The organism is Streptomyces sp. SCSIO ZS0520 (assembly GCF_025643355.1).
GTDB classification, from domain to species: domain Bacteria; phylum Actinomycetota; class Actinomycetes; order Streptomycetales; family Streptomycetaceae; genus Streptomyces; species Streptomyces physcomitrii.
In genome coordinates this window covers 2989617-3007828 of sequence record NZ_CP092644.1, presented here as the reverse complement: position 1 = coordinate 3007828, position 18212 = coordinate 2989617, and the positions used below count along the sequence as shown (strand labels likewise).

The 18212-nt window shown below is 72.4% G+C and carries 15 protein-coding genes and 1 pseudogene; 2 read left to right on the top strand and 14 right to left on the bottom strand.

The features are described 5' to 3' along the window. Nucleotides 1–38 precede the first annotated feature (38 nt). From MID12_RS11300 to MID12_RS11280, 5 genes are all read right to left on the bottom strand, one after another. The gene (locus MID12_RS11300) at nucleotides 39–833 is read right to left on the bottom strand and encodes an ABC transporter ATP-binding protein (RefSeq protein WP_411576940.1); all 795 of its coding nucleotides are present in this window, start codon (nucleotides 831–833) and stop codon (nucleotides 39–41) included. After that, on the bottom strand, nucleotides 830–1735 hold the full coding sequence (locus MID12_RS11295; protein WP_263166614.1) for an ABC transporter permease: 906 nt from the start codon (nucleotides 1733–1735) through the stop codon (nucleotides 830–832). The genes MID12_RS11300 and MID12_RS11295 overlap by 4 nt, the downstream gene beginning before the upstream one ends. Further along, complete coding sequence (locus tag MID12_RS11290) at nucleotides 1732–3216, bottom strand: ABC transporter substrate-binding protein (protein ID WP_263166612.1); 1485 nt, start codon at nucleotides 3214–3216, stop codon at nucleotides 1732–1734. The genes MID12_RS11295 and MID12_RS11290 overlap by 4 nt, the downstream gene beginning before the upstream one ends. 13 nt (nucleotides 3217–3229) lie before the next feature. After that, nucleotides 3230–3457, bottom strand: coding sequence for a ferredoxin family protein (locus tag MID12_RS11285; protein ID WP_168543254.1), 228 nt, complete (start codon nucleotides 3455–3457; stop codon nucleotides 3230–3232). 238 nt (nucleotides 3458–3695) lie between these two features. Continuing rightward, complete coding sequence (locus tag MID12_RS11280) at nucleotides 3696–4532, bottom strand: GntR family transcriptional regulator (RefSeq protein ID WP_263166609.1); 837 nt, start codon at nucleotides 4530–4532, stop codon at nucleotides 3696–3698. A gap of 454 nt (nucleotides 4533–4986) precedes the next feature. Here MID12_RS11280 and MID12_RS11275 point away from each other — a divergent pair, with 454 nt between their 5' ends. Further along, a complete protein-coding gene (locus MID12_RS11275; RefSeq protein WP_040249533.1) occupies nucleotides 4987–5727 on the top strand; it encodes an SDR family NAD(P)-dependent oxidoreductase in 741 nt (246 codons plus the stop codon). A gap of 22 nt (nucleotides 5728–5749) precedes the next feature. On the opposite strand, the gene fahA is transcribed toward MID12_RS11275, so the two are convergent. The 9 genes and pseudogenes from fahA to MID12_RS11235 form a co-directional block, all read right to left on the bottom strand. Then, on the bottom strand, nucleotides 5750–6997 hold the full coding sequence (fahA, locus tag MID12_RS11270; protein ID WP_040249530.1) for a fumarylacetoacetase: 1248 nt from the start codon (nucleotides 6995–6997) through the stop codon (nucleotides 5750–5752). A gap of 251 nt (nucleotides 6998–7248) precedes the next feature. Beyond that, nucleotides 7249–8268 (bottom strand): DUF5954 family protein, encoded by a 1020-nt coding sequence (locus MID12_RS11265; RefSeq protein WP_263166607.1) that lies wholly within the window; start codon nucleotides 8266–8268, stop codon nucleotides 7249–7251. 496 nt (nucleotides 8269–8764) lie between these two features. Beyond that, nucleotides 8765–9163, bottom strand: coding sequence for an immunity 50 family protein (locus MID12_RS11260; RefSeq protein ID WP_263166604.1), 399 nt, complete (start codon nucleotides 9161–9163; stop codon nucleotides 8765–8767). 10 nt (nucleotides 9164–9173) lie between these two features. Next, nucleotides 9174–14066, bottom strand: a complete 4893-nt coding sequence (locus MID12_RS11255) for a putative T7SS-secreted protein (protein WP_263166601.1) — start codon at nucleotides 14064–14066, stop codon at nucleotides 9174–9176. After that, the gene (locus MID12_RS11250; RefSeq protein WP_263166598.1) at nucleotides 14063–14653 is read right to left on the bottom strand and encodes a hypothetical protein; all 591 of its coding nucleotides are present in this window, start codon (nucleotides 14651–14653) and stop codon (nucleotides 14063–14065) included. The genes MID12_RS11255 and MID12_RS11250 overlap by 4 nt, the downstream gene beginning before the upstream one ends. Next, the gene (locus MID12_RS11245) at nucleotides 14650–14994 is read right to left on the bottom strand and encodes an SseB family protein (RefSeq protein ID WP_263166596.1); all 345 of its coding nucleotides are present in this window, start codon (nucleotides 14992–14994) and stop codon (nucleotides 14650–14652) included. The genes MID12_RS11250 and MID12_RS11245 overlap by 4 nt, the downstream gene beginning before the upstream one ends. A 485-nt stretch (nucleotides 14995–15479) precedes the next feature. Next, a complete protein-coding gene (locus MID12_RS11240; RefSeq protein ID WP_263166593.1) occupies nucleotides 15480–15683 on the bottom strand; it encodes a DUF397 domain-containing protein in 204 nt (67 codons plus the stop codon). Nucleotides 15684–15818: 135 nt separating this feature from the next. Further along, a pseudogene (locus MID12_RS32270) lies at nucleotides 15819–15923 on the bottom strand (transcriptional regulator); the annotation flags it as partial. A gap of 210 nt (nucleotides 15924–16133) precedes the next feature. Further along, the gene (locus MID12_RS11235; RefSeq protein WP_263173065.1) at nucleotides 16134–16397 is read right to left on the bottom strand and encodes a helix-turn-helix domain-containing protein; all 264 of its coding nucleotides are present in this window, start codon (nucleotides 16395–16397) and stop codon (nucleotides 16134–16136) included. A gap of 68 nt (nucleotides 16398–16465) precedes the next feature. Here MID12_RS11235 and MID12_RS11230 point away from each other — a divergent pair, with 68 nt between their 5' ends. Then, nucleotides 16466–18148, top strand: coding sequence for a sensor histidine kinase (locus tag MID12_RS11230; RefSeq protein WP_263166590.1), 1683 nt, complete (start codon nucleotides 16466–16468; stop codon nucleotides 18146–18148). Nucleotides 18149–18212: the final 64 nt, after the last annotated feature.

Sequence of the window (18212 nt, the reverse complement as noted above, 5' to 3'; positions counted from 1 at the left end):
CGGGCGTACTTGGGGCGTGCGTGCTGCGGAGGCGGCGGTCAGCCGGTGGTCAGGGCGTCCAGCACCTCGTGGCGCAGGGCCCGGGTCGCCGCCGCCTCGCGGGCGGTGCGGTCGCGGGGGTGCGGCACCTCCCGTACGCCGAGCAGGGCGCCCTCGCCGAGGAGGGCCACCCGGTCGCCGAGGAAGAGGGCCTCGTCGACGTCATGGGTGACGAAGACGACCGTGGCGCAGGTGTCGCGCAGGACCTCGACCAGGAGATCCTGCATACCGGTGCGGGTCTGCACATCCAGGGCGCCGAAGGGCTCGTCCATCAGGACCGCCCGGGGCGCGCCCGCCAACGCCCGTGCGAGCTGGGCGCGTTGGCGCTGCCCGCCCGAGACCCGATGCGGCAACTGCCCTGCCCGGTCGCCGAGTCCGACCCGGTCGAGCCAGCGCGCGGCCTCGGAGCGGCGCTGAGTGCGCGTCACCTTCTGCACGGCCAGCGGGAGTTCGACATTGCCTCGCAGGGTGCGCCAGGGGAGCAGCGCGTCCTCCTGGAAGACCAGGGCGCGGTCGGCGGCGGGACCCCGCACCGGTTCGCCGTCCGCGGTGGCCCGCCCGCCGAGGGGCGCCAGCAGCCCGGCGAAGGTGCGCAGCAGCGTCGACTTGCCGCAGCCGGACGGCCCGACCACGGTGAGGATCTGCCCGGCCGGTACCTCCAGGGAGACGCCGTGCAGCGCCGGGTGCCCCGGGCGGCCGAGGGTGGCCCCGTCCAGCGCGAGCCGCGCCCCGGGGGTACGGGATACGCCGGTGGCGGGGCGCCGGGGCGCGGGCGTACGGGGGAGTGCGGTCACGGCCGTTTCCCTTCGCTCGATGCCGCGGGGACCGGCACGGCCGCGCCGCGTACGGCAGGGGCCGGACGGTCCACGGGTGCCGGTCCGCTCCGGCGCGCCCGCGCCCGGCCCCCGGCCGCGCTCGTCACCGCGGGTCGCGCCGGTTCGCGGCCCGGCAGCCACCGGGTCACCCGGCGTCCGGCGCTCTCCACCGCGGTCGAGGTCAGCCAGCCGAGGACCCCGATGGTGACCATGCCGGCCAGGACCCCCGGGTAGTCGACCACCGTGTAGTCCTGCCAGGTCCGGTACCCGACCCCGTACTCGCCGGAGATCATCTCCGCGGAGATCACGCAGATCCAGGAGACGCCGATGCCGACCGAGAGCCCGCCGAAGATGCCGGGCAGCGCGCCCGGCAGCAGCACCGAGACCAGGACCCGGGCCCGGCCGCCGCCCATGGTGCGCACCGCCTCCTCCCACACCGGCGACAGGGCGCGCACCGCGTGGCGGGTGGAGACCATCACCGGGAAGAAGGCGGCGGTGCAGGTGATGAAGACGATGCCCTGCTCATTGCTGGGGAACAGCAGGATCGCCACCGGTACCAGGGCGATCGCGGGGATCGGCCGCACCACTTCGAGCAGCGGCCCGAGCAGGTCCTCCACAAGCCGGGAGCGGGCGATCGCGGTGCCCGCGGCCACCCCGAGCACCGCGGCCAGGGCGAAGCCGAGGACGATCCGGGTGACGCTGTCGGTGAGGTCCTGCCAGTAGGCGTCGGTGCCAAGACGCGTCCCGAAGGTCCGGGCGACATCCGTCACCGTCGGGAACTGCGCGAATCTCAGCCAGAGTTCGACATCCCGGGCGGTGAGGAACTGCCACAGTCCCAGCGCCCCCGCCAGCGAGAACGCCCGCAGCGCGTACCGCCTCATGTCCCCTCACCCGCCGCCGACTTGAGGGCCTCGGCATACGAGAGCCGGTGTGCGCCGGGGTGGCCGGCGAGGTAGGCCTTCGCCGCCGAGGGGGTGACGAAGGCGGCGAACTCCCGTTGTGCTGCCCCGCCTTGGGGCTTCGGTCCGCGGACCCACACCGCCTTGTCTGCGAACCAGGAGGTGCCCGTCACCGCGTCCGGCACATAGGCGGCCCGCACCTTCCCGGGCCCGGCCGCGGCGACCGCCCGCAGCAGCGCGCCGGGGCTGCCGAAGCTGCGGGTCCTGTCGGCGCCGCGCTCCCACAGCTCGCTCCGTGCGGCGGGGGCCGGGGCGGCGAGCTGCCGGGCGTACGGGGCCCTGCCGAGGGCGCGCTTCAGATACCGGTCGTCGACGAAGCCGTCCACGTCCACCTCGCCCACCAGCTTCGCCGACTTCAGTACCGGTACGTCCTTCTTCAGGGCGGACACCAGCGGCGGCTTGAGGGTGGGATCGAAGGTGGCGATGCCGTGCGCGCCGTTGTAGAGGTAGACCACCTCGGCCGGGAGCCCGGTCTCGCCGGCGACCTTCCCGGCCGCCGCGACGGGATGCGCACGCAGGTAACTCGTCGCCGTACGCTGCGCCTTGAGGAAGGCCTCCAGCGCGGCGGAGTGCCCTTCGGCGAAGTCCTCGCGGGCGGTGACCCCGTGGAAGGTGGGCAGCCTCAGCGCGGCGCCGTCGTACAGGGCGCGCGCCTTGCCCTGGTGGACCAGCAGCCCCGGCCAGGCCACGAACTGCGAGAGCGCGTCCGCACTGCCCGCCTCAAGGGCCGAAGCACCCACCGCGGGCTGCTGGTTGAGCTTGCGGATGTCCTTGTCCGGGTCGAGTCCGGCACGTCGGAGTGCCCGTACGAGCGTGCCGTCCGCGGCCGAGCCGATGCTCGTGGAGACCTTGCGGCCCTTGAGGTCCGCGAGATCCTGAAGTCCCGAACCGGGCTTGCTCACCACGGTGTTGAGGCCGCCGCGCAGGTTGTAGCCGGTCACCGAGACGAGCTTGGTGGGGCGGTTCAGCTGCTTGCCGCGGGCGGCGTTGAGGAGCAGCGGGTAGTCGCCCATCGAGCCGATGTCGATCTTCCCCGCGGTCATCTGCGCGGTGATCGGCGCCCCGGTCGCGTAGTCCTGCCACTTCACCTTGTACGTCCTGCCGTCCCGCCTGCCGAGCGCGCGCAGCTCCTTCTCGAAGGCGCCCAGCGAACGCAGCAGCGTCCCGGCGGTGACGGTGTTGATCGTCTTGGACTGGTAGCCGACCGTGACGGTGACCGTGGAACCGTCCCCGCCGCCGGTGGATCCGCATCCGGCGAGCGGCACCAACAGCGCGGCGCAGCAGAGGAGTCGGGGCAGCGGGGTGGCGCGGAGGGCGCCGCGGGCGGGGGTGCGGCCGGGGGTGCGGGGGCGTTTTTGGCGGTGCCCGGTCCGGGGACGCGGGTGGCTGGTTTCGGTGTGCATGGGAGGGGGCCTCTCACCGGAGCAGATAGGGCATGTCGACCGTGACGGCTCCGGTGGGACAGCGGGCCGCGCACGGGCCGCAGTACCAGCACTCGTCCACGTGCATATAGGCCTTGCCGCTCTCCTCGTGGATGGCGAGGGAGTCGAGGGGGCACATGTCCACGCACAGCGTGCAGCCGTCGATGCACTTCGACTCGTCGATGGTCACGGGCACATCGGCCCGTTGGGGTGCCAAGGGCATGGCGGACTCCAGGGGAGGGGACGGGAGAGGGGGCCGCTTCCGGGCAGCGCGGACCGGCGTACGTACGAGCGCGAGAGCCGGGCGTGCGGAACGGGGGCGTACGAGTGCGGAACACGGAGGCGTACGAGTGCGGATCAGGGACGTACGCGTGACGTGCGAGTGATGTACGCGTACGGAGTGGGAACGGGGCGTAGCGGCGGTGGGCGCGGCCGGTTCGGGTCCGGCGGCCGGTTCGGGTCTAGGGGGTGTGGGACCGGACCCCCGGCCGGGTCGGGGGCTGGGCCTGAGTGCGGGTGTCGGCGGTCCGGTGCAGCAGTCCGCTCATGGCGATGCGGTCGCCGCGGAAGCGGATGAACTCCAGGTCCACGGGCCGCCCGTCGGCGAGATGGGTGAGGCGTTCGAGCATCAGCACCGCGGAACCGCGCGGCGCCCCGAGCACGGCCGCCGAGTGGGCGTCCGCGGTCACCGCCTCCAGGGTGATCTCGGCGTGCCCGAGCGACTGCCCGGTCAGCTCCTCGAGCAGGCGGAAGACATCGGTGTTCTCCAGGTCGGCGCCGAGCAGCCCGCTGCCGAGGTCGAGCGGCAGATAGGTGAGGTCGAGGGAGAGCGGGATGCCGCCGAGGCTGCGCAGCCGTTCGATGTACAGGACCTCGGCGCCCGCGGGCAGACACAGCCGCTCGGCGACCGGGGCGGGCGCGGTGACCGGCTGGACGGTGCGGACCTCGTTGGTCACCCTGCCCTGTTCGTGCAGCGTCTCGCCGAGCCCGCGCAGCCGCTCCAGGCCGTGGGTGCACTTCTCGGCCACGACCACGGTGCCCACCCCGGGCAGCCGCTCGACCAGCCCCTCGGCACGCAGCAGCCCGAGCGCCTGGCGCACCGTGTTGCGGCTGGCGCCGTAGTCCCCGGCGAGGGCCGCCTCGTGCGGCAGCGTCCCGTCCGGGAAGCCGCCGCTCAGGACCTGGCGGCGCAGCAGGTCGGCGAGTTGCCGGGCCCGGTCGGCACGCAGCCGCCGCCGGTGCGCGGCGACGGTTCGCGCCCCGGCCCCGGCGTGCTCGCGGATGCGTTCGGCTGACATGCCAAGGACCATAGCCAGGCCCGCCCGCCCGGGGTGTTGCCGCAGTATTGCGCCACCCCCGCGCCCGGCCCGACCGCCCCTGACCTGTGCATTTCCGCCCGCCGCGGCAAGATCTGCCAGTACCGGGTCGCCCGGGGTCCGCACTGTGGACGCCGCCGCGTCCGCCCGCCGGTGGCACCCCTGATCTCCCACACCACCGGCGCGGGCCGCCGGGCGCCCGTCCCGTACGGACGCGTACCTCCTCGGCGGGTCACGGGTCCGCGCGCCGTCCCGAAACCTCCGGGTGGCGGCCGGGAAGAGGCACCCGCGCGGGCCGGGGGAGTGAGACGCTGAGCGGGCGGCCCGCCCGGGCCCGCTTCTGTTCCCGCCGACCGCCCCGCGTCCGCCCGCCCGCGGACGACCCGCCGTCCGCGTACGGCCCCGGTGCGGTCACGCGCATCCACGGGAGGCTCCAGTGCCACGTCCGGTCACCATCGTCACCGGCGGCAGCCGCGGAATCGGTGCCGCCGTCTGCGTCCGCCTGGCCGCCGAGGGCCACGATCTGGTCCTCGGCTACCGCACCGACGGCTGGGCCGCCGAGGAGACGGCCGCGGCGGTACGGGCGGCCGGTGTGCGCTGCCTGCCCGTCCGGGTGGATGTCGCCGAAGAGGCGGACGTGGAGCGGCTGTTCGACCGTGCGGCCGCCGAACTCGGCCCGGTCACCGGCCTGGTGAACAACGCCGGGGTCACCGGCCCGCTCGGCCCGCTCGCCAAGGCCGAGACGGCCGGGCTGCGGCGCGTCCTCGACGTCAACATCCTGGGCACACTGCTCAGTTGCCGCCGCGCCGCCCAGGACATGACCGCGAACGGCGGCGGCGCCATCGTCAACATCTCCTCCGCCGCGGCCACCCTCGGCAGCCCCGGCGAGTACGTCCACTACGCCGCCGCCAAGGCCGCCGTCGACACCCTCACCCTCGGCCTCGCCAAGGAACTCGGCCCCGAGGGCATCCGCGTCAACGCCGTCGCCCCCGGTGTCGTCACCACCGGCATCCACGCCGAGATGGGCGACGCCGACCGCCCCGCCCGGGTCGCCCGCGACACCCCGCTGCGCCGCCCCGGCGAACCCGAGGAGATCGCCGCCGCCGTCGCCTGGCTCCTCTCCGAGGACGCCTCCTACGCGACGGGGACGGTGGTACGGGTGGCCGGGGGGCGGTGAGGGCGGTCCGCGTCCGCCCCCGCTACCGCGCCGCCGCGATCCGCCCCCGCACCTCGCCGAGGGCGACCCGGGTGCCGCCCGGGCCCGGGGCCCAGGCGGTCATGGTGACCTCGTCGCCGTCCTCCAGGAAGGTGCGCTTGCCGCCGGGGAGTTCGAGGGGGTTCTTGCCGCCCCAGCTGAGTTCGAGGAGGGAGCCGCGCTCACCCTCGGTCCCGCCGCTGACGGTGCCGGAGCCGTAGAGGTCCCCGGTGCGCAGCGAGGCGCCGTTCACCGTCATATGGGCGAGCTGCTGGGCGGCCGTCCAGTACATGGTGGAGAAGGGCGGCTCGGAGATCACCTGGCCGTTCAGCTCGACGGTGATCCGCAGGTCGTAGCCGCCGGGCTCGCCGCGCAGCTCCTCCAGGGTGTCGTCGAGGTAGGGGAGCAGCTCGTGGGTGCGGGCGGGCGGCGCGATCCGCGCGGCGTCCAGGGCCTCCAGCGGGGTGATCCACGCCGAGACCGACGTCGCGAAGGACTTCCCGAGGTGCGGGCCGAGCGGCACGTACTCCCAGGCCTGGATGTCCCGCGCCGACCAGTCGTTGAGCAGGGTCAGCCCGAAGACGTGCTCCCGGAAGTCCGCCAGCGCGACCGGCTGCCCGATCTCCGTCGGCACGCCGACCACGAAGCCGACCTCCGTCTCGATGTCGAGCCGCACCGAGGCCCCGAACACCGGCACCGGATCGGCCGGCGTCTTGCGCTGCCCCGAGGGCCGTACGACCTCCGTACCGGAGACCACGACGGTCCCCGCCCTGCCGTGGTAACCCACCGGCAGATGCTTCCAGTTGGGCATCAGCGAGTCCTCGGCGTCCGGCCGGAACAGGCGGCCGAGGTTCCGCGCGTGGTTCTCCGAGGCGTAGAAGTCGACGTAGTCCGCCACCTCGAACGGCAGGTGCAGGGCCACCTCGGCCAGCGGGTGGAAGTGCGCGGCCGCCGTCTCGCGGTACGCGGACTCGGTCACCCAGGCGGTCAGCTCCCGCCGCACCTCGCTCCAGACACCGCGGCCCGCCGCCATCAGCGGGTTGAGCGTCGCCTGCGAGAGCACACCGGCGTGCGGCGACCCCAGCACCCCCGCCACCGCCCCCGCGTCGAGCACGAACTCCCCGAGCCGCACCCCGACCCGGCGCTCACCCGAACCGCCGGGGGAGAACACGCCATACGGAAGGTTGTGCGGCCCGAAGGGATGCCCCTCGGCCAGATCGAACGGGCTGTCCGCGGACTGCTGCTCGGGCATCGGTCGGTGCCTCGCTCTCCGTGCGCTGGGTACTCGTGCGGCCCACGGTAGCGGGGGACGGAGACGAAGGGGACAGCGGGAGCCCCGATTTATGAAACGTGTGTCCGGTTAACGGACGGGAGGGTGGGGGTGCGCAGGGTCCGTCACCGGCTACGGGACTGCCCCTTGCCGAGTGCCGGGGAGTTGGAGACCGAGCGGGGAGGTACGGAGATCCGGACGCGGTGAGCGGGGGTAGGAGATGAAGCGCGGGATCAGGAGCCGAAGTGAATCGTCCCGTCCTCGTCCATCTTCGGGTGCAGCGCCATCGGCTCGCTGGTCTCGACGTCCGAGGCGCGCGGCGGCTCGGGCCCGTCCCCGCCGACGCGCACCAGGCGTTCCACCCGGCAGATGCGGTAGACCTCTCCGCCGACCCGCGCCTCGTTCGCCCGCTCGGCCGCCCGGAACTCCTCGGCCGCCGCCGCGTACCGGGCCGTGACCCTCGCGTCGAGGCGGTAGATCTTCGCCCAGAACTCCCGCAGGCCGTCGTAGAGCAGCAGCCGGGCGTCGTGCGGGGTCGGCATCAGGACACCGTGCGGCGTCCAACCGGGCCCGTCCTTCTCGATCACCCCGAAGGCCACCGGCAGCAGGACGATCCCCGGATGACTCCTCACCGACGCCTCGGACTCCCGGCGCACCTGCGAGGGGAACCCGAAATCCGTGTACGCGAACTCGCGCAGCCCCAGCCGCAGCGCCCCGGCGGAGAGGCTGGTCTCGCCGTGGCCGGGCTCGAGTACGAAGCCCTCCGGGTCCGGCGAGACATAGGGCTGGTGCTCCCAGACCCGCTTCAGCGGCTCCGGATCCGTGGCCCGGGGCGGTTCGAGGCCGCTCATGCCCCCGCGGGCGAACTCGTCGCCGCGGATCACCCGGTAGCGCGCGCCGAGGACCTCCACCTCGTCCACGGGTTCGCGCTCCAGCACCGAGACCGCGGCGAGCAGCGCCCGGCGCTCCGTACGGTCCTCGGTGTCGTCCTTGGCCCGGAACCACAGGTACGACTGGAGCGCGTCCCGCGCCTGCTGCGGCGTCCCGTCCGTCACCGACTTCAGCACCCGCCACTCGGGCCCTCGCGCCGGATCCTGCACAGCCACCCCGAAGACCGGCCCGCGCAGCGCCACCCCCGGATACCGCTCGGACGCCTCCATCGCCTCGGTCTCCGCCACCAGCTCCGCAGGATGGTCCCGCTCCCTCAACCCGGCGTGGAGGGCGTCCAGTTGTCGCTTCCAGTCATCGACCATGACCCCATTGTGACGATCGGGGAGGGGTGCGGAGGGCGAATGGCATATTCACCGGGGCGGGGGTGGGGTGCGGTGGGGGACGTGCGCCCCCGGGTGCTGGGGCGCTCGGCATCGGCGAGGAGTGGGAGGCTGGCCCGTGGCGTCGGCGGACTCGCGGCGCACCGCGCATCTCGCGCCGAGCTCGCCTCGGACTGCTGCGGCAGCGTCGCGGTCCTCGCCCTGGGGCCTCGCGCCAGACGAGTGGGTCGCTCCGATGAGTCGCTCCGACGGAAATCTCGACCACTGACTCTTGTTCACAGCTCACTTGCCACTCTGAGCGCTGCTTTACAGGGTTGTCAGGTCATTTCTTATGCGGGCGCGCAATTTGGTTGCTGCGAAGTCTTCGATGCCGAAGGCTTCTTCCTGGGAAAGACTGGGTGGTGCGAGGGGAAGCGGTGGCAAAGCTCCTTGACCGTCGACGCCGTCGATGAACAGGATGCTCGACTCTCGGATCCATTTAGTGTGTTTCGTCTTCGTTGCAGTATGCTGAAATTTTGGACAAGAAGGCTGCATCGGCAGTGGCGCTGATTCTGGCACCCGCAGAATTCGCTTTGAGGGTCACCAGATCTGGCTTCGTGAGGGAGATGTCTGCTCTTATTGTCGTTGTGAAGCCATCGAGTCGCACCTCGTGAATCCCTCCAAGCGTAATTTCCAATTGCACTGTGTTGAATCCCTTTGTGATCCATTTTTTGGGTGGATTCTGAGGAGGTCTATTCAGGTCGAACCGGAGAATGAGAGATGGTCCGTCGCGAACCAGTCTTACTTCGTGCAGTGAAACGCCTGAGAGGGAAGGTGTTCCTTCGGTGTAGATGTTTTCCAGACCTGTAGGATTGGCCACATGATTCAACCAGGACATCATCGCTTCCTCAATACTCGTAGTGCTGAGCTGTTCCGGGTACTTTTCCGGTTCGAGGGTTTTCAATGGGACGTACGTTCAGATGTGGGCCTTGGTCTCCTATCCCGCCTTCTCCGTAGTAGTGTCCGGCTGCGTGATCCTGGATGATGACTCTACTCCCGTCCTCTCTGGTGAATGTGTACTCTCTGGTCATGACAGGGCGGCTGTTCTCGTCCATCACCTGTCGCCCGCCCCGCTCGGTCATCGGTACTCGATCGATTGCATCCGGTTGTTGCGACACAGGTATTCCGAGATCGCGTTTTGCCTCTCGAAATGCTTCATTTCTGCTGGACGACTTCTTGTGGGTGACCTGCTCGTCACATCCAGATTTCGGTGCGAGACCGAGAGGGTCCACGAGAGTGGCAGGATTTGCTACGTACGCTACGGGGTTGGGGTCGGGCGCCAGGCCGAGCGGATCCGATGAGAGGTACCGAGCGGTTTGCGGATCGTAGTGGCGAAAATAATTGTAATGAAGGCCGGTCTCCACGTCGAAATACTGACCCGAGAAGCGCAGCGGTGTATATGCGTCGCTTCTCCGATGCCATGCAGTGCTCCCCCATAGAGTTGCCTGGTTCCGCCAGACCATCTTGCCGGTTTCGTCAAAAATCTCTGTCGGTGCTCCGGCCAGATCTGTGACGATGCTGAGAAATCGGTTGTCGATTTCTTGTTGTGAGTGATCTGTAAGGCGTTCAGTCTGACTTACTGGCTGAAGATTTTGATGCTCCCAGGTCAAGGTGACGACCTGGGCCAGACCCTCGCCTCGGCTCGTCTGCTCGCACAGCGTCGTCCCGTCCCAGGTGAAGTCCACCCTCTCCACGACGCTCGTCCCATCGCCCCCCATCCGCAGCTTCGCGATGCGGCGGCCCAGGGCGTCGTACTGGTAGCGCCAGAGCGTGCCGTCGGGGGTGAGGGCCTCGCGGAGGCGGTCCTCGGGGTCCCAGGTGTAGTGCCAGGTGTCGGGTTTGCGGGAGAGGCGGGTCTTCTGGCGGAGGGTTACGCGCCCGGCGGCGTCGTGCTCGTAGCGGATGCGCCCGGCGGTGGTGATGCGGGTGCCCTCGTACGTGCGGGGGCCGCGGGCCTCGGGGCCGGGGTGGCTGTCCGGCCAGTGGGCGAAGGTCTGGTTGCCGGCGGCGTCATAGGCGTAGGTCTCCGTCCAGTTGCGGGCGTGGACGGCGGTGACGCGGCCGACGGGGTCGAGCTCGAAGTGCTTGGTGCCGCCCAGGAGGTCGTCGACGGCGGTGAGGTTGCCGTCGGCGCGGTAGGTGTAGGCGCGGCGCTGGACCAGGGCGCCGTCGTGGCCGTGGACGGTATGGGTGGTGAGGCGGCCCAGGTCGTCGTAGGCGCGGTCGAGGGTGAGGGACTCGCCGATGCGGCGGCTGGTTTCGCGGCCCGCGGTGTCGCGGGTGAAGGTGATGCGGCGTCCGGAGGTGAGCAGTTCCGCGCGGCGGCCCGCGGCGTCGTAGGTCCAGGTGCTGGTGGCGCCGGAGGGGGTGATGCGCCCGGTGCGGCGGCCCAGGGCGTCGTAGTCGTAGCGGAGTTGCCTGCCCGCGACGGTCTCGGTGCGGACGCGGCCGTGGCGGTCGCGGAGGATCGAGACGGTGGTGTCCGCGTTCACGGCTTCGGCGAGCTGGTCGGTGAAGTCGTATGCGTAAGTGGTGAGTTGGCCGTCGGCGTTCTTACGGGTGATGCGGCCGAGCGCGTCGTGTTCGAGGGTGATGCGGTGGCCGAGGGGGGTGGTGCGGGAGGTCAGGCGGCCCGCCGCGTCGTGGGTGTAGCGCTGGACCCGGTGGTCGAAGTCGGTCTCGGTGACCAGGTTTCCGGCCGGGTCGTACTCGTAGGTCCAGTGCAGGCCTTGGGGGTTGGTGACCCGGGTGAGGCGGAGTTCGTGGTCGTGGGTGAACTCGTGGCGGACGCCGTCGGGGCCGGTGCGGGCGGTGAGCAGGTCGAAGTGGGTGTACTCGAAGCGGGAGACGCCGCCGAGCGGGTCGGTGTGGGTGAGGCAGTTGCCCTCGCCGTCGTAGGTCCAGCTCTCGGTGGAGCCGTCGGGGGCGGTGCGGTGGAGCGGCTTGCCCTCAACCGACCAGCGGGTGCGGGTGGTTGCGCCGAGCGGGTCGGTGACCGAGGTGACGCGGCCGAGGGCGTCGCGGGTGCAGCGGGTGGTGGCGCCGAGGGGATCGGTCAGCTCCAGGGGGAGCCCGGCGCGGTCGCAGCGCACCCGGGTGACCGCGCCCGCCGGGTCGGTGACGGCGGTGAGGTGGCCCCGGTCGTCGTGGGCGAAGTGGGTGGTGCGGCCCGCCGGGTCGGTGGTCGAGGTGCGGTTGCCGCGGGGGTCGTAGGCGTGCCGGACGGTGCTGCCGTCGTAGCCGGATATCCGTACGGGCAGGCCGAGTTCGCCGTAGGCGACGGTGGCGCGGCGGCCGTCGGGGCGGATCGCCTCGGTGAGGTTGCCGTGCTCGTCGTAGGCGAAGGAGGTGGTGTGGCCGAGGGGGTCGGTGCGGGTGAGGACGCGGCCGTGGCGGTCGTGGGTCCAGCGGGTGGTGGCGCCCAGCGGGTCGGTCTCGGCGACGATCCGGTCCTCGGCGTCGATGTGGAAGCGGCGGCTGTGGCCCGCGGCGCTGGTCGTGGTGGTGGTGCGCAGGCCGGTGCCGGGGTCGGTGTCCTCGTAGGCGAGGGTGAGGCTCAGATGGCCCTCGGTGCCGCCCTCGGCGACGCAGCGGTCCCGTTCGTCGTAGGCGTAGTGGTAGGCGCGGTCGTTGGTGTCGGTCCAGGAGGTGACGCGGCCGCGTTCGTCGTAGGTGAAACGCAGTGGCAGGCCTGAGGAGTTGACGACCTCGGTGAGGTTGCCGTCCGTGTAGCCGTAGCGGATCAGGGCGAGGTCGGTGCCGTCGTCGGCGCCGCCGGACAGGTGCAGGGCGCGCACCCGGCCCTCGGCGGCGGTGATCCGCAGCCGGTGGCCCGCGCTGTGGGTGAGGCCGAGCGGGGTGCCCTCGGCGTCGTACGCGAAGGTGATCCAGTTGCCGTTGCGGTCGTCGATCTGCTCCAGGACCGCGAGGTGTTCGTCCTGGTCGGCGAAGTGCCAGGTGCGCCCGGTGGCCGGGTCGGTGACGGTGTAGCCGCCGTCGACGCGGTCCAGGGCCCAGCGCGCGCCGCGCTCGGGCAGTACCGGCACGCCGGGGGCCGGGTGCGGGTAGCTGAGGAGGGTGCCGTCCTCGCGGGCGAAGAGCACGCCGCGGGCGTCGATGCGCAGGCACTGGTCGAGGGTGCTCGACCAGGAGGGTCCGAACCAGCGGCCGAGGCGGTAGCCGGACTCCACGCGCCGGGTGAAGACGAGCGGCAGCGCGCCGGGCAGGGCGACATCGGTGGTCGGCAGGAACATCTTGCCGGAGACCATGTCGACGGGGTCGGTGTCCCCGGAGGACTTCTCGGGGTTCTCGCTGCCGGGCTCCTGGTCGCTGCGGTGCCGGGCCTCCTCGGCGGACTCGGCCGAACTGCCGGGGTCCTCGCCGCGCTCGCGCCCGCCCGGGGCGCCGTCCGAGTCGTCGAAGGCGTCGGTGAGCCGCTCGGCGCTCGTCAGGTCGGTGCGGTCCGGACCGCCGGGTCCTTCCTTGGGCAGGCCGTCGAGGGCGTCCGCCAACTCCCCGGTCGCGCGGGCGAGTTCGGTGGGGGAGTCGCCGGGCGGCCGGGTGCCGAGCCCCGGTGCCTCGGGGCCCGGCTCATGGCCGCCCGGCCGCCGGAAGGCCGTGCCCTTCTTCAGGATGCCCGCGCCCTTGGTGCCCACGGCCTCCGGCAGCAGCCGCCCCGCGAACTCCGCGGGATCGTCTCTCAGCGCCGCCACCATCTGGGCCAGCGTCTCCTGCGGGTGCGCCGTGCTGTAGGCGACGCTGTTGACGGTGGTCTGGACGTTCTTGCCGTAGTCGCCGGGGTGCAGCAGGTTGTACGGGTCGAGGGGGTTGACCATCCGCGCCGCGTTCACCATGCCCGCCGCGCCCTTGAGCGCACCCGAACCCAGGTGCGCCGCCTCGGTGTCGGCGGCGGCGAAGGCGTCCCCGGCGTCGTCCCGCAGCCGGGACAGCGGTGGCGGCTCCTTCGGCGCGTGCTCCAGGGCCGCCTTCACCAGCCGGGCCGCGGTCTCGCCCGCCCGGTCGCGCTGCCGCCGGGCCCCGGCGAGGAGTTCGCGCGCGGCCTCCTTCGCCGCCTCGCCGGGGTCGGTCTCCGGCGGCCGGGTCAGGCCCTCGGTATCGCCCGCCAGCGCCGCGGTGCGGTAGGCGGCGACGTCCTTCTGGTGCCTGCCCGAGGCCCGCTCGCCCTTGGCCCAGGCCTCGACGGCCTCACCGGCGCGGGTCTGCGCCCACTCGATCACCTCCGCGTACGCGCTGAGCGCCTGCCCGGCCTCCTTGCAGGCGTCCGCCGCCCGCAGCCACTTCTGCGGGTGCAGCCCGAACTTCTTGCGGAAGGCGCCCGCCGCCTCGCCCTGCCAGGAGGTTGAGTCGACGCTCCGCATGCCGAGCCCGACCGCCTCGAAGGCGGTGGCGAAGTCGCTCAGGTTCTTGGCGGTGCCGCGCACCTTCCCGGCGCTGCCGTGGATCAGTTCGCGTGGGTTGTCGCTCTCGTCGAGCTGCTTCTCGGGTACGTCCGCGCCGAGTCGGGAGGCCAGGCTGTCCGCGGCGGCGTCCACCGCGTCCGCGGCGCCGTCCACGCCCCGGTCGCGCATCCAGTCGCCCACCGCGTGGCCGCCCTCGGCGACCCCCTCGCCGACGCCCTTCTTGACCTTGTCGATGCCGTCTTCCACCGCGCCCGCGGCGTCATTGGCGACATCCGTCGCCTTGTCCTTGAGCTTGTCCTCGGCGTCGTCCCACAGGCTCACCGCTCGCCGCCCTGCTCCGGTCGAAGAGCGCCCAGGTACCGGCGGGCCCCGGGCGGCGCGGTGCCGAGGTTCTCGCTCTCCGCCTCGAACTCCCGCTTCCCGGCGGCGAGATCCCCGCCGCTCCACTCCGGGTCGGTGAGGTAGTTGTCCCGCACCAGCCCGTCCCAGGAGCTGTTCCGGACCTCCTCCTCCGAGCGCGCGGGGTCCCCGATCGCCGCGTTGGCGACCGTCTTGAAGGCGCCGTCCACGGTCACATCCGTCTGGTGCAGGGTCCCCGCCGAGAGGCCCACCGCCTCCGCGAGTTCGTTGCCCTCGTGGATCAGGGAGCGCACCCCCCACTCCCAGCGCGAGCAGAACTCCCCGAACTGCGTGATGAGTTCGCCATGCCCCAAATCGAGTCCGGACAGCTCCAGTTCGCCGAAACCGCGTCCGGCGCCCGACCAGCCCACGCCGGGGGTGAGGTCGTCCAGTTCGGAGAGGGCGAGCGTGATGCCCTGGGCGATCAGCTTGAGCCCCAGGACCTGGAGGTCGGGCGCACCGCCCGCGCTCCCGTCCGCCCCGCCCGCGGGTGCTGTGCCCTCGTTCACCTTCGCGCACCCCCTGCGACCGGCGCGGCCGACCGCCGCTCCCGGGCTCCCGTGTCGACCGCCGCCGACTCCGGCACGATCCCGCCGACCGGCGGGAAGAGCATCGCCTCCGGCCCGCTGCCCGCGTCGAGCACGATCCCGCAGGGCGCGCCGACCGCGGGCACGGCCACGTCCAACAGCCGTGCGCCGTAGACGCGTTGGTACGACCACTCCCGGCCGCCCTCGCCGCGCGCGAGCGCCCAGGCGGCGAAGGCGGTCTCGTCCGAGAAGGCATAGAGCCAGCGGATGCCGTCCCGGTCCCCCGCGAGCGGCAGCCCGTCCTCGGTCAGCGGCAGCAGCACCAGTGAGCGCCTGAACTCCCCGAGCTGAGCGCGGAATTGGCGGCGCCGGTCCCCAACTCGCGGATCCTCGGCGGAGAATGACCGGTTCCCGTGCGGGAGGGCAGGCGCGGGGAGTGCGGGCGACGTAGGGAGTGCGGGCGAAGAGGGCGCGGCAGGCTCTCCGGTGTCCCCGCGCTCTCCGCGCTCTCCGGTCTCCTCCGCCTCCGGCTCAGGAACGGGTGGTACGTCGGCCCGGGCCGGGATCTCCGTGGTCAGGTCCCACAGCCGCGAACGCCGGGGCTCGGCCCGGTCCGCCGGGCCCGGATCCGCCCCGGGCCCGGCCGCCCATCCGTCTCCCACCGTGCTCGCCCCGTCCCCGTACGTGATCAGTACAGGGCATGCTCACATGGGCGAATTGCCTGGCGCAATGTGTTCTGGGTCAAGCCCAACTCGGGGGCTGGGCACGCCAGTTCAGTGGGGCGAACGGTCCGGTGGGGGTAAGGGACTCAGGCGCCGGTCGCGTACGAGACGAAGGCGGACCAGGTCCCGGGGGTGAGGGTCAGGTGGGGGAGGTCGGTGCGCTTGGAGTCGCGGACATGGACGTGGCCCGGGGCGGCGGCGAACTCGACGCAGTCGGGGCCGTCGTCGGTGCTGTAGCTGCTCTTGGACCACGGCAGTGCGGAGGCGCCGGTCGTGGGCCGCAGAGTCATGTCGAATCCCGTACTTCTCGGATGAGGTCCAGCGACCTGTTGGGGGTGAGAGCCTGCGCCCGGATCATGCCCATGGCGCATCTCCATGATCTGCACCTCTTTCGGGTCGGTGATGAGGCAGTTGGTGAGCTGAACTTCGTTGTGGGCGACGGTCGATCCGTCACGCAACTTCAGCAGCTTCAGCGACCCCGCCAGCCCCGCGTGTTCCTCTGTGTCCCTTGGTATCACCTGGATCTCCACGTCGGGCAGTTGGCCCAGTTCGCGCAGGCGGTCCAACTGCCGTCGCAGGACCAACCCGGCCGCCGATCGGACGTCGCAGCGTGACCTCCTCTTGAACAATGGTGACGAGCGGTGCCGGACTGCGCTCCAGATCAGAGTCGGCCGCCGTTCGGCGAACAGGACCCGCGCGTAGTCCTTGGTCTGCAACAGACCGTGAAGGACGATGCTGTCCTACGCCCCCAACTCCAAGGCTTTCGCCTCGATGTCCCTGAGGGCGCGGACCTTCTTCGGGACCCGGGCCTCCCGTAGGGGCTCCTCGAACGCCTTCAAGTGGCCGCCCGCGCGCAGGATGTCGTCTGACCTGACCAGGAGAGTGGGGCGGATGTTGCGGCGTCCGCGTTCCATGGAGCCGACCATCTCGGCGCTGTAGCCGACCAGGCGGCCGAACTCGGCGCGGCTGAGCCCCGCCGCGGTGCGCCGCGTCGTGAGCTGGATGCCGATCGTGCGCAGATGCGACTTTCGTCAGGGGCGGTCGAGGACCCGCGTCGCTTACCGTCGCCGATGTGGACGTGGACGTGGACGTGGACGTGGACGTGGACGCGGAGGTGAGCGGGGGCGTGGGCAGGGTCGCGGTTGTCGTGAAGTGGCGTTCGGGCCTGCGCGCGTTGTCAGGTCTGCGGGCGTTGCCGGGCCTGCGCGCATGGGGCCTGCCGCACCGGCTCGCCCTGCTGCTCGCGGGCGTCTCGGTCTGCCTCAGCGTGGTCAGCGGCTGGTGGGCGGCGGTGACCGTGGTCGCCGCCTTCCTGGCCGGGCGGGGGCCGGGGCGCGGGCGGTCGGCGGCCTGGATGCTCGGCGGGGTGGTGCTGCTCGCCGCCGCGGCCGTGCCCCTCTGGCCCCAACTGCTGGCCGGAGGTGAGGTGTTCGTGGTGGCGGTGGCCGGGGCCGCCATGCCGAGCTGGTTCGCGGGACGGTTCCGGCGGCAGTACCGGCAGCTCGTACGGGCGGGCTGGGAGCGTGCCGCTCAGCTCGAACGCGAACGCCAACTGGTCGCCGAGCAGGCCCGGTTGAGGGAACGGGCGCGGATCGCCCAGGACATGCACGACGTACTCGGCCACGACCTGAACCTGATCGCCCTGTCGGCGGGTGCCCTCGCCCTCGACCCCGGCCTGGCCGAGCCGCACCGGCTTGCCGCGCGGGAGATCCGGGGCCGGGCGGGAGCCGCGGTGGAACGGCTCGGCGAGGTGGTCGGCGTACTCCGCGAGACGGACGGCGCCTCCCCGCGACCGGCTTCCCGGCAACCGGCTTCTCCCGGACCCGCCTCCTGGTGCCCCGCCTCTTCGCGCCCTGCCTCCCCGCGGGCCGGTGCCGCCGCGGTCGCCGCGCTGGTCGAGGAGGCACGGGTGGCGGGGCTCGCGGTCGGGCTGCGCAGCGAGGGTGAGCCGGGGACGGTGCCCGTGGTGGTCGGGCACGCCGTGCACCGGGTCGTCCAGGAATCCCTCACCAACGCCGCCAAGCACGCCCCGGGCGCACCGGTCACCGTGCTCCTCGCTTACCGGGAGGGCGAGACCGGGGTCCGGGTCGAGAGTGGGGCTCGTGACGAGTGCGGGGCCAGGGGCGGGAGCGGGCCGGACGGGGCGCGGGGATCCGGTGGCGGGCCCGCCCCGGCGGGGACGCCCGCCGCCTCCGGCAGCCGCACCGGTCTGATCAGCCTCGACGAACGGGTCCGGCTCGCGGGCGGCGAGTTCGCCTACGGCGCCACCGGGGGCGGGTTCACCGTGACGGCCCGGCTGCCGCACACCCCGCCCGCAGCACCGCAGCCCCCGGGGCCGGACGCTCCCGAGAGCACCGGCGGCCGTGGCGGACTTCCGCCGGAGCACCGGCGCGCCGGCCGCAGCACGGTACGCGTCCTGGTCGCCGCCGGGGTGCTGCCGCTCGCCACCGGTGCGCTGCTCTACGCGGGGCTGACCGGCTGGGATACGTACGCCGCCGGGCGCACGGTCCTCGGCGAGCAGGACTTCGCGCGCCTCTACGTCGGCCAGCCCCGCGCGGACGCCGAACGCCTGCTGCCCGACCACCAGTCCCCGGACCGGCCGGGCGCCGCGGAGCCACCGGGGCGCGAGGTGAGCTGCCGGTACTACGCCCGTACCGCCGACCGGTTCGACGACCTCTCCGGCGAGGTGTACCGGGTCTGCTTCCGCGGCGGCCGGATTCTGAGCCTGGACGCCTACGGAGAGGAAGCGCGGTGAACGCGGAACGAGAGGCGGGGAGAGAGGGGCCCAGGGAAGAGGCGGCGGATCTCGCCGCCCCGGA